This window comes from Microcoleus sp. B3-D7, assembly GCF_036705305.1.
Classification (GTDB): Bacteria; Cyanobacteriota; Cyanobacteriia; order Cyanobacteriales; family Microcoleaceae; genus Microcoleus.
In genome coordinates this window covers 1-11,844 of sequence record NZ_JAUBUE010000083.1, presented here as the reverse complement: position 1 = coordinate 11,844, position 11,844 = coordinate 1, and the positions used below count along the sequence as shown (strand labels likewise).

Here is an 11,844-nt window from a genome sequence, read left to right as displayed (position 1 = left end):
CAATGGTGTCGGAACCGAGTTCGCCCCAAATCCTGTCGTGATCTTTGCCACCGTAAACTAAGTCATTACCTTTGCCGGCAAAAATGCTATCGTTACCGCTGCCACCGCCGATGATATCGCCGGTGTCGTTACCGAAAATTAAGTCGCCTTCATCCGTGGCAACTGTATTGGCTGGTTGAGTGCCGTAGTCGCCGATTATGGTGTCGGAACCTAGATTGCCGTAGAGAGTATCCGAGTCGGTTTCGCCGAAAATGCGATCGTTGCCTTTGCCTGCAAACACCACATCCGGGCCGTTGCCACCTCGCAAGGTATCGTCTTGTTGTTCGCCGTTAAGTAGGTCGTTGCCATCGCCTCCTAATAGCAAATCGAAGCCGTCGGGGTCGCTATCGAGGGAGTTGAGGACGCCACCAAACACCGAGTCATCTCCGTTGTCGCCGGAAAGGGTATCGGGGCCTTTGTCACCCCAAATCAGGTCGTTGTCGATACCACCGTAAGCGATGTCAGGGTCTTTGCCGGAGTAAACGGTGTCTGAACCTTGATTGCCTGAAATGGCGTCGCCTGAAGACCCGCCGAAAATCAGGTCGCCGTCGTTACCAGTCAAGTCGATGTTGTTGCCGTTGTCGCCGACTATGCTGTCGGCACCGCGATCGCCGTACAATGTGTCTGCATTGCGATCGCCAGAAATGCGATCGTCTTGTTTGCCGCCAAATACGGCATCGGTTTGTTTGCCGCCGTAAACGATGTCGTTGTCCTTACCTGCTGCGATCAAGTCTCGCTGTTGGTCGCCGAAAGCGATATCGCTGCCTGCTTCACCTAACACTGTGTCGTCGCCACCTTGGGAAAGAAATAGTTGGTTGGTTTCGTTTCCTGTTAAGGAATCGTTTCCGGGAGTGCCGATGCTGGTGTTTTGGATGTCGATGAGTTGGGCGGCGTTTGAGTCGAAGTTAAGTATTTGCTCTGGCTGGGGTTGGATAAATGTGAGCGGGGGCAGCAAGGGTAAGGGGTCGCAACCGCAACTGGTATCGGGTTCGGGTACTGGGTTGAATATGGGGGTTGGTTCTGGCGTCGGTGTTGGTTGTTCGGGGGCGGGTGTTGGTGGTGTTGGTGGTGTTGGTGTTGGCGCCGATGTTGGTGGTGTTGGAGTTGCAGTTGGTTCCGGTTCCGGCGTGGGTATGGGCGTCGGCGTGGGTATGGGCGTCGGGGCTGGTGCCGCTGCAGGTGTGGGTGTTGGTGCGGGTGTTGGTGTTGGTTCCGGCGCGAGTGTTGGAGTTGGTGTTAGCCCGGGTATGGGCGTCGGGGCGGGTTCCGCTCCGGGTATGGGCGTCGGGGCGGGTGTTGGTGTTGGCGCGGGTGTCGGCGCAGGTGTTGGTTCCGCTGCAGGTGTTGGTGTTGGTGGTGTTGGTGTTGGTTCCGGCGCGGGTGTTGGTGTTGGCGCGGGTGTCGGCGTCGGTATCGGCGCGGGTGTCGGCGTCGGTATCGCTTCCTTAAGGGGGATGAGAGAGACAGTGGCGACTGCCGCACTGGTGGCGCCGAGGTTATCTGTAGCGCTGTAGGTGAAGTTTGCCCCTGTGAAATTGCCGGACGCCTGGAAGAACAACTGGGTAATTTGCTCGGCTGTCAGGATTTGACCTGCCGTGACCCGCACTCCCTGGCTGGGGTTGCCCAAGAACAGCGTGCCTTCATTGGCTGGTGGCAAGGTGTTTACGGTAAAGGAAACCACCGTGCCGTCGGGGTCGGTTCCTCCGAGTCCGGGGATGTTCACGATTGTTTCCAGCAACAAAGCGACGCTGGAGTTGTTGGCGACGGGCGGCTGGTCGGTGGGAGGTAATAGTGCTAGCAGGGAGGCTGTAGCGGGGGCTGGACTAATGGCGCCGCGGCTGTCTGTGGCGCTGTAGGTAAAGTTGGTGGCTGCGAATTCGCTGCTTGCTTGGAAGAATAACTGGCTGATTTGAGTTGCGCTAAGTCTTTGGCCTGCCGTGATCCGGATTCCCTGGCTGGGGTCGCCCAAGAACAGCACGCCTTGAGTTGCCGCCGGCAGGGTGTGGATAGTGAAGAATTCGATCGAGTTGTCGGGGTCTTTTGCCGTGAGCTCTGTGAGGTTGACGGTGCTGTTTGGCGCCAGTGTCTTGCTGATGTTTGTGGGTACCGGCGGGTAGTTGAACGCTAGGGACACCAGAGAAACGGTGGCGGCAGGACTGCTGTCACCGAGATTGTCCTTGCTGCTGTAGGTAAAATTAGCTCCTGTGAAATTGCCGGCAGACTCGAAGAATAACTGCGTCATTTGCTCGGCTGTCAGCGTTTGACCTGCCGTGACAGCGATTCCCCCTGTTGCGGGGTCGCCCAAGAACAGGACGCCTTGATTTGCCGGCGGCAGGGTGCTGATTGTGAATGTAACCACTGTGCCGTCTGAGTCTCTGCCTCCGAGCCCGCTAATTTGGACAACGCTGTTGGGCGCGATCGCCACATTGCTGCTGTCGGCTGATGGAAGCTTGTTGGGTGTTGGCTGCGCGAGTAAAATGGCGGTGGTGACAGTGGCTCTGGACTCGGAACCGTTGTTATTTCTGGGTTCGGGGTCAAAAGTGGTCGCTCGACTCTGGGAAGTATTGCTAATGGTGCCCGTCGCTGGAACGACTACTGTTACTTCGCGGTTGATGTTGCTGCCGCTAGTCAAACTGGGAATTGTTGGGAAGGTGACAACCCCTGTCACTGGGTCGTAAGTGCCGTTATCGGATGCGCTGACTCCCATTAAACCGGGAATGATGCTGTCTGTAATCACTACGTTTTCAGCAGCATTCGGCCCATTGTTTGCGGTAGTTATAGTATAAGTCACGGAACTACCAGCAGGAGCAGATGTGAGACCGCTTTTGGACGTAACCAGGTCGGCTACAGCATCGATCGAGGTAATGACTCGCCCCCCCGCCTGACCGGGCAATGCGACTGTCGAGCCGTCGTTGTTGGTTAAGTCCGGGTCAAAAGTGGACGCTCGACTCAAGACAATGTTGGTGATGCTCGTCAGGGTAGGCGGCGGTACAAACATCAGGGTGCGGGTGACGCTGCTGCCGCTGGCTAAAGTCGCGATCGCTGGGAAATCGATCGTCCCTGTGTCTGGATTGTAGGTTCCTTCATCGGACACGCTGACATTAGTTAAGCCGGGAATCAGGCTGTCGGTGATGACTACGTTGGTCGCGGGACTCGGCCCTAAGTTGGTAGTAGTAATTGTATAAAGTAGCGTGTCGCCCACCTCGATGCTGGCGGGAGCCGTTTTTTGGGTGACAACATCGGCCACAGCATCGATCGAGGTAATGACTCGCCCCCCCGCCTGACCGGGCAATGCGACTGTCGAGCCGTCGTTGTTGGTTAAGTCCGGGTCAAAAGTGGACGCTCGACTCAAGACAATGTTGGTGATGCTCGTCAGGGTAGGTGGCGGTACAAACATCAGGGTGCGGGTGACGCTGCTGCCGCTGGCTAAAGTCGCGATCGCTGGGAAATCGATCGTCCCTGTGTCTGGATTGTAGGTTCCTTCATCGGACACGCTGACATTAGTTAAGCCGGGAATCAGGCTGTCGGTAATGACTACGTTGGTCGCGGAACTGGGCCCTAAGTTGGTAGTAGTAATTGTATAAAGTAGCGTGTCGCCCACCTCGATGCTGGCGGGAGCCGTTTTTTGGGTGACAACATCGGCCACAGCATCGATTGATGTGGTGACGGTGGCGTTGGGGTTTGTACCGTTGTTGTTGGCCGGAGTGGAGTCGGGAGTGATGGAGGTACTTCTGGCCGTGTTGCTAATGGAAGTTAGGGTGGGCGGTACTGTGAAGCCGATCGTCCGCGTGACTGTCTCCGCATTGGCGATTGCCACCGGCCCGAAGGTGACAATGCCTGTCACTGGATCGTAAACGCCGCCGTTAGATGCCGTTACTCCGGTTAACCCGGGAATTATGCTGTCCGTGATGGTTACAGCTTCTGCAGGACTGGGCCCTAAGTTGACTGTAGCGATTGTATAGCTGACTGAGCTACCGGCGCGAGCATCCGTAGAGCCGGTTTTGGTGGTTGCCAGATCCGCGTTGGGCGCAATACTTGTCGTAACCGTAGAGTTGGTGGGAGTGCCGTCTTTGTTGGTTGTCGAGCCGTTGTTGTTAGTGGCGATCGGATCGAAAGTCGCCGCGCTACTCCGGGCGGTGTTGCTGATGTCGGTACGGGTGGCTGGGGCAATGAAACTGATGGTGCGGGTCGCAGTAGCCGCATTTGCCAGCGCCGTCAGTGCTGGGAAGGTGACAATGCCCGAAACAGGGTCGTAAGTGCCGCCGTCCGATACGCTGACTCCTGTTAAACCCGGAATAATGCTGTCAGTGATTGTCACATCGGCAGCGGGGTCTGGCCCCCTGTTAGTCGTAGTCAATGTGTAGGCGACGCTTGACCCTGCCGAAGTAGTCACAGGGCCACTTTTGGTAGTAACTAAATCCGCGACTGTATTGACAACTGTGGTAAAGACTACACCAGGCCCCTCGATTTGCCCAGGTGCAAGCACACCGCTGTTGTTGCTGAGGTCGGGGTCGAAAGTCGAGCTAGTGCTGAATGCAACGTTGGCAAAACTGCTACCGCTGGTTAAACCGGGCGGCAAATCAATTGTCAGTGTGTAAGTCAGAGTCTCGCCGGCATTGAGAACCGGAATTAACGGCCAGGTGACAGCCTTGGTTTGGTTCACGTAAGTGCCGTTGTTGGAGGCACTGAGAACCGGGGGCAATCCGCCCGGACGCAGCAGTTCTAAAGGTATTTCGTCTTGAATCAGAACATTTGTAGCAGGCGCTGGCCCCCTGTTTACAGTAGTAATCGTGTAGGTAATGCTGCTTCCGGGCTTGACGAACTGCGGGCCGGTCTTGATAGTGGCAACCTCTGCGGTGATACTGGGAGGATTGATAGTTTCAACTACGAGGTTTTGAAGTTCGTGAATGTTGTTGGCGGCTCCTGTGGAACTGCCAAAACCAAATTTGAAAATTGGCGGTACTCGGCCGTTTTCGGTTGCCAAGTTGGGGATATCGATCAATGTAGTTTCGTAGATGTCGTCGAAATTTTCATCGAAGGCAACGGTGAGGCGAGAGGGTTCCACCGGATCATTAGATGGATTCAGCGTAATTTGAACGGATCTTTTGGCTAAATTGCGCTCGCTCGTGAACGTATTGCTGAAATTAAAACTGCGGCCGGCAATAGGGCCACTAAAGTCAATGCTCGTAGGAATGTTATCGATGCCGAAGGGAACGATCGCATTTGTTAAAAACTGATAACCGTCTGCTTGATTTCCTCTAACAGTTACTGAATCAGGTCTGAAAGAACCAATAGAGGAGCCGGGAATCGGAGGCGGCTCTGGGCCAGAGCGCCCTTCTGTGGATGTTGAAAAATTGCCAAACTCGTCAAGCCCAATGCCTAAATAACCTCCCTCAATACCGGGTATACCCGTTCGTGGAGCGTAAGCCACAGAACCGCCATAACCCCCAGTCCTTGTTGGGCTAACAGTGCCGTCAATCAAGAAGAAACCCAGCCCGTCCCCTGGCTGAGGGCGAATATTGGGTTGCGGAGCCTCAAATTGCTCCCTTGAACCGTAAGAATAAAAATCAAACTGAACTCTGAGACCGTCGGTTGAAGGAATGGGGTTGTTGTAGATAACGAAGGCTTCCCGAAGGTTTACTGCTGGAGTTAATAGCAGAGCGCCATCGCCGGGACTTGCACCGCCCAAAGCCGGAAGTACGCCGGATACTGTGCCTCCGGTAATGCCGGGGATAAGTTGATCGGCTGCTGGAAGGTTACTGCTGGGATCGAACAGTGCCCCGTCGTTTCCCCCGTAAATCCAAGGCCCCCTAACTGTGGAGTTTTTGAAGGTTTCGTTAACTAATGTGCCGAGGGCGTAAGGGTAGGCTTCGAGCACTTCTTTTTCAATGGCGATTCTCGCCTTTATTTCCCCGGTCGCAAATTTTAATTGCCAGTCGCCGCCGAGTGCCGCACTCCCCGTCAAGTTGTCGGAAGCTGCAATATCTGCACCGACAATCAAGCTCAGCCTCCGCACGAAGGCCTCGCCGTTTTCCCCCACTGCGACGCTGCACCCGAATAACAAGATATCTCCTCTCTCGCTGAGGACTTTTCCCCACTGCTGTAACAAATGGCTGTAGGTTTGTAAGTTGTCGTTGCAGAGTTCGATCGACCCTAGCTGCACCCCCGCTTCTCGACCGTGAGAAACTATCTGAAGGCTGTCTAAATCGCTGCAATTAGCCAGAATTCTAGTAATTTGCTCGACTCCATCCCGCGTCGAGTCCAATACAAATACCTCTGTGTCGGCTGTTGCTCCTCTTGCCAAGCTGTCGAAGTTCTCTACTCTGGCATCGAGAAACAGTACATTTTTTAGAGTCCGGGCGCCCACAGACTCGGTTGCTCGTAAAAATTCTCTGTGGGGATGCCCAATTCCCGCGCCACCACCAAGTTTGCTCCCCAGGAAACACTCGTCTGCTTTTACTTGTTTTATTTGTTTTTTCTGATGATAAGTAGTTGTTGTTCGGAACTTTGTGCCAGCAATCCTTGCGGTGGAGTCACATATTTTTTTGGCTAGAAAGATTGATTTCTTGCAGATGCTTTGCATGGTCAAATTGTCTCACGGATTGTAGATGATGTACCTAGTTCAAGATGATAATTATCACCTATTGAAAAGGTTGAATTGCAGACTAAGAGGCTCTGCTGCTTGACTTAAATCAAGAGCAAAAAGCGAATTTTACTCAGCAAAAAGCAGTGCTATATTGATATTTAATAGCATTGAAAATATAGCCGACAGAAGCGCTGATGATTGGGGGTTTAAATCCCAATAACCTTTCTATCGGGTGACATTTTGCCTTCGGCTTTTTTCTGTTCTGTTAGCGAGTGTATCTGTTACACGCCTAGCTCTGACATCGCGCAGTAGATAAGAACACGAGTTCTCAAAAATTTACTTCATGAGGTTTTCGGTACCTCGTCTAATGCACTTTAGTTTGCAGATAAAACTCTCTATTTCTAGAGGTATAAACCTGGTTTGAGGGACGAAAAGACTTCTTTGCAGCCCTCGCTCCCGGTAAACAACTCGGTTTCTTTGGTGTTGGTGTGCAAGCCCTGTTCACAATAGCAACCACACATTAATTAGGGAGTGATAGCCGTCACATAATTATGCCGGCCGTGCCCGAAGTGTCATTCAACTGAGATCTTTTACCATTATCAATAACCCTTCTATGGGGGGGGTCTTCTGCCCAGCCCATAAGAAAATTCACTTGTTGTGGAACAGACCAGAAAGCCTATTCTTGAAAATGGTGCAACATATGAGATTCAATTGAAATCGGCATACCCTGTATCGACGAAGCGTCTTAAAAATTCATGACTTGGAGTCTGGAGATAGCCATCTAGGTTTGAGACTGTTTCGCTACGATCGCAAAAACAGATTCGTGCAGCCCACAACTAACTTCTCAAACTGTCAACTTAAAGTCTTCGAGCAGGTTTCTGTTTAAGATAAATGCTCGGGACAATGTTTCGTGCAGAATTTTTCATGATGTTTTGGAGAAACTGATTTGGAGATTTGCCCCTCAGCTACTTACGATTTTTGTTGGCTAATTTTCTTAACTGCAGGAGTTACGACCAGGAGACTAGAAACCCAATTTATTCCTAGATTTCTCGCCGCCCAACCAAAATTTATCATCTAAACCTGGTTTCTGATCGTAAGTCCTCAACTAGAAAAACACCCAACGCAATTCCCCTGTTATGGCAACTGTAACCAAGCAATAATGCTCGATTAGGTTTTAACTGCTGAGTTTGGGCGTGGGTCGTCCAAAACAAGCTTCAACAATAATCCTTACACGTAAGTACATCTTAACTCATTGATTATTACATCCGCAAATAGACGTAGATACAAGCACCAATATAAGCTATATCTTTTGATCCCCAACGTCAAGTGTTCTGGCTTGGTAATACCGACAATCTTGACAGGGCCCAGAAGGATTGACAGCGCAGCGAATGTAATTTGAGCGGGCGTTATACTCGCAAGTGATATCGCCGATCGAGTAACCGAGGCTTTGTATGTAAGTGCGATCGGCAGTTGGTAGTGGAGTTCGCATGGGTCTATTGGCTACCGCAAGTCTGGCCGCTGCAATTCTGTCGCGGGCTTGGCTCTGGGCAGAGCGCATCACCCACAAAGACAGCAGCGACGGAGCTAAACCTATGAAAATAATCAGGAGAGCAGTTAGCACATTTTCAGAGCTTATGTGGAGAATATGTTTGTTGATTTAGGCGATGGCAACAGAAAATCCTCCCCTAAAAGACGGTTTTAAATAAGAAAAGTTCCCGATCTATTCTCAAACTATGCCGCCCGTGTGTTAACCGTTAGCTGGCGGCTGAGGAGGGCGATCGCGCGCAGCGCCAGGGTTCAACAAAGCCAGAAGTGCTGATATGATGTGATATTATGTCAGGTCAATTATCAGCAATCAAATAGGTTTGTAGTGACGAATGCCAGTCCTGAGAAAAATTAGAGGACTTGGATTCATCACTACAAACGCGAGAGCAATTATTTTACAGGAATACATATGAGAAACCGAGTCGAGTTCAAAAACAACCAAGCCAGAACATGGGGTAGCTATTGTTTGAGAAACCCGGTTGCTCTCCAAAACCAAAACGGTTAAACCTTAGCAATATCCCCCGCTAAATCCATCAACGAACCCGCGCCTTCCACCTTAGCAACATCTAACAAAGTCTTCAAAACCGAATCGGGATTCAAACTGATCGAATCAATTCCCAACTCAACCAAGAAACGAGCAAACTCCGGATAATCGCTGGGCGCTTGACCGCAAATCCCAATCTTGCGATCGTACTTCTTGGCGGCTTTAATGGCAATTGCTACCATTCGCTTGACAGCTTCATTCCGTTCGTCAAAAATGTGCGCGACTAAAGCAGAATCCCGGTCTAATCCTAATGTTAGCTGAGTTAAATCGTTAGAGCCGATCGAGAATCCGTCAAAAACTTGGGCGAATTCGTCAGCAAATATGACATTGCTCGGCAATTCGCACATCACATACACTTGCAAGCCGTTCTCGCCCTTAACTAAACCGTGTTTTGCCATCTCGGCTAACACTTTTCGCCCTTCATCTGGGGTGCGACAAAATGGAATCATCGGAATCACATTTGTCAAGCCCATTTCGTCGCGAACTCGCTTTAATGCTTTGCATTCCAAAGCGTAAGCTTCGCGGTAATTCGGGTCGTAATAACGAGAGGCGCCACGCCACCCGATCATCGGGTTTTCTTCCTTGGGTTCAAACTGCCGACCTCCCAAAAGATTAGCATATTCGTTGCTCTTGAAATCGCTCATCCGCACGATAACTGGATTTGGATAAAATGCGGCGGCAATTGTGGCAATTCCGTGGGCGAGTTTGTCGGTGAAGAAATCGGGTTTGTGTTGGTAAAGTGCTGTGAGTTCTGCAATTTCTTCCTTGACTGATTCATCCACTAATTCATCAAAGTGAATCAGTGCCAGCGGGTGTGCTTTAATGTGATTTGCAATGATGAATTCCAACCGCGCTAAGCCTACGCCGTCGCAAGGAATTGCTGATAAACCAAAGGCTTCTTCTGGGTTCCCGACATTCATTAAAATTTGAGTGCGGGTGCGGGGTAAATTCTCGATCGCAGTTTCTTGAATTTCAAAAGGAAGCAAACCGGAATAAACTTTGCCTTCGTCTCCTTCGGAACAAGAAACAGTGATTTCTTGATGATTTTTCAAGATTTGAGTGGCGTCGCCGGTGCCGACAATGGCGGGAATTCCCATTTCTCTGGCTATGATGGCGGCGTGACAAGTGCGGCCGCCGGAATTGGTGACGATCGCACTTGCTTTTTTCATAATCGGTTCCCAATCCGGGTCGGTTTTGTTGGTAACTAAAACTTCTCCTGATTGAAATTCAGCGATTCTGTGCACATCTAAAATTATACGGGCTGGGCCTTGTCCGATTGATTCGCCAACGGCGCGTCCTTTTGCTAAAACTGCACTGCTACCTTGCAATTTGTAGTTTCGCAAAACTTTAGCAGACTTTTGAGATTGTACTGTTTCGGGTCGCGCTTGGACAATAAACAATTCGCCCGTATTGCCGTCTTTTGCCCACTCAATGTCCATCGGGGTATAAGTCCCGCGCACTTTAGAGTAGTGTTCTTCGATGACTACTGCCCATTTTGCTAGTTGCAGAATTTCATCATCTTGTATGGCAAATTTATTTTTTTCGGCTGCTATCACGGAGACGTTTTTGGTGTATTTAGAACCGCCGATGTCGTACACCATTTTGAGTGTTTTGCTGCCGAGGCGTTTGTCTAAAATCGGGCGAAAACCTTGTTTTAATGTTGGTTTAAAGACGAAGTATTCGTCGGGGTTGACGGTTCCTTGGACGACGTTTTCGCCTAATCCGTAGGCGGCGGTTACTAATACGGCGTTTTTGAATCCGGTTTCCGTGTCGATGCTGAACATGACGCCGGAGGATGCTAAGTCCGATCGCACCATTTTTTGGACACCGACTGATAGGGCGACTTCAAAGTGGTCGAAACCCCGCTGTTGGCGGTAGGAAATTGCGCGATCGGTGAATATGGAAGCAAAGCATTTGTGACAGCATTCGAGGACGCCTGCGCAAGCTTGGACGTTCAGGTAGGTTTCTTGCTGTCCGGCGAAACTGGCGTCGGGTAAGTCTTCCGCGGTGGCGGAGGAACGCACTGCTACGTCTGTACTGTCGCCGTAGCGATCGCACAATTTTTCGTAAGCATCCGCTATCGCCGCTTGGAGTTCTCGCGGAAATGGTGTGTCGAGAATCAGTGCCCGCGCTTGCTTGCCTTTTTGTCGCAGGTTCTGCAGATCTTCTACGTCTAAATCGGCAAAAATTTCGCGCAATTTAGCTTCTAAACCCGCTGACTGGATAAAGTACCGGTAAGCGTGTGCTGTAGTTGCAAATCCGTTGGGAACTCTAACTCCTTGGCCAGTTAATTGTTGAATCATTTCCCCCAAAGAAGCATTTTTACCGCCTACTAATGGGATGTCGGCGATGCCGACTTCATCAAATAACAATACTAAGGCTTTTTCTTTGGGAATAAAACCGGGTTTTTGTTCAATTGCTAAATTGTCGAGCATTGCTTTTTTCCTCTCAACTTCTGCTCATTTCGGTCAAAGGACAGTAAACAAAAGACAGTTTATTGGGAATTGTAATTTTGTTACAAAAATTCTCAAATTTTTTCCTAGGCTGTATCAACCGAGTTTTCGATTGCCTCTACTTCAAGATTATCACTTTTTGGCTAAATAGCAAGGCCTGTTGAGATTTTTTATTTGATTGCAAAAAGTAAAGAAATCGCAGTAATGAGTTTATGTAAGGTATTCTAAAAGAAGTGGTAAAAATATGAATAGCGAAGATAGTTCCCACCGTTTTTTTGGCGTTGAGCGCTCATTGGTGCGGGGATATTGCTCGGATTGTGTTGGTAGCGGAATTGAAAGACAACAAAGGATGGAGTTCGATCGCGCGATCGGCTGAACCCGCCCAAAAACCGATACTTATTTTCCGACAGGAGTCGTGAGTCGCCCAAAATTTGAGATTCTAGTTCAACCTCCCCGATTCATCTGTGCACTACATCTAAAATCTAAAATCGTGTCACAGGGGCGATCGCCCAAAAAAATACTAAGCAGCTTAGTTTCCTCCTGAAACCCAGCTTCTAAAAACCTTAAAAAATTTCCCCCTGATTGCGTTAGCCTACTTAGAGCAATACTCCGGACAGTTTTTAAGCAGCCAAAGTACCATAAGACAAGACTGAAGGAAGGTTAGGGTGATTTAAAAT

4 protein-coding genes are annotated in these 11,844 nt (G+C 50.2%); 1 reads left to right on the top strand and 3 read right to left on the bottom strand.

Translation table 11 applies throughout. From position 1 onward, the window contains the following. The 3 genes from QUB25_RS28560 to ppsA all read right to left on the bottom strand — a co-directional run. Positions 1-6,622, bottom strand: a 6,622-nt coding sequence (locus QUB25_RS28560; protein WP_333188694.1) for a DUF4347 domain-containing protein, incomplete at its 3' end; no start/stop codon positions are given. A 1,303-nt stretch (positions 6,623-7,925) separates the two neighbouring features. Beyond that, complete coding sequence (locus tag QUB25_RS28555; protein ID WP_333041385.1) at positions 7,926-8,246, bottom strand: DUF6464 family protein; 321 nt, start codon at positions 8,244-8,246, stop codon at positions 7,926-7,928. 425 nt (positions 8,247-8,671) lie between these two features. Next, entirely contained in the window at positions 8,672-11,149 is a 2,478-nt protein-coding gene (ppsA, locus tag QUB25_RS28550; RefSeq protein ID WP_333188693.1) for a phosphoenolpyruvate synthase, read from the bottom strand. Positions 11,150-11,411: 262 nt separating this feature from the next. Here ppsA and QUB25_RS28545 point away from each other — a divergent pair, with 262 nt between their 5' ends. Further along, entirely contained in the window at positions 11,412-11,543 is a 132-nt protein-coding gene (locus QUB25_RS28545; RefSeq protein WP_333188691.1) for a hypothetical protein, read from the top strand. The last annotated feature ends 301 nt before the right edge of the window (positions 11,544-11,844 follow it).

Bases quoted from the DNA above. Each gene is read 5' to 3' on its own strand.
- ppsA (WP_333188693.1), bottom strand. From the start codon at position 11,149: ATGCTCGACAATTTAGCAATTGAACAAAAACCCGGTTTTATTCCCAAA.
- QUB25_RS28545 (WP_333188691.1), top strand. From the start codon at position 11,412: ATGAATAGCGAAGATAGTTCCCACCGTTTTTTTGGCGTTGAGCGCTCA.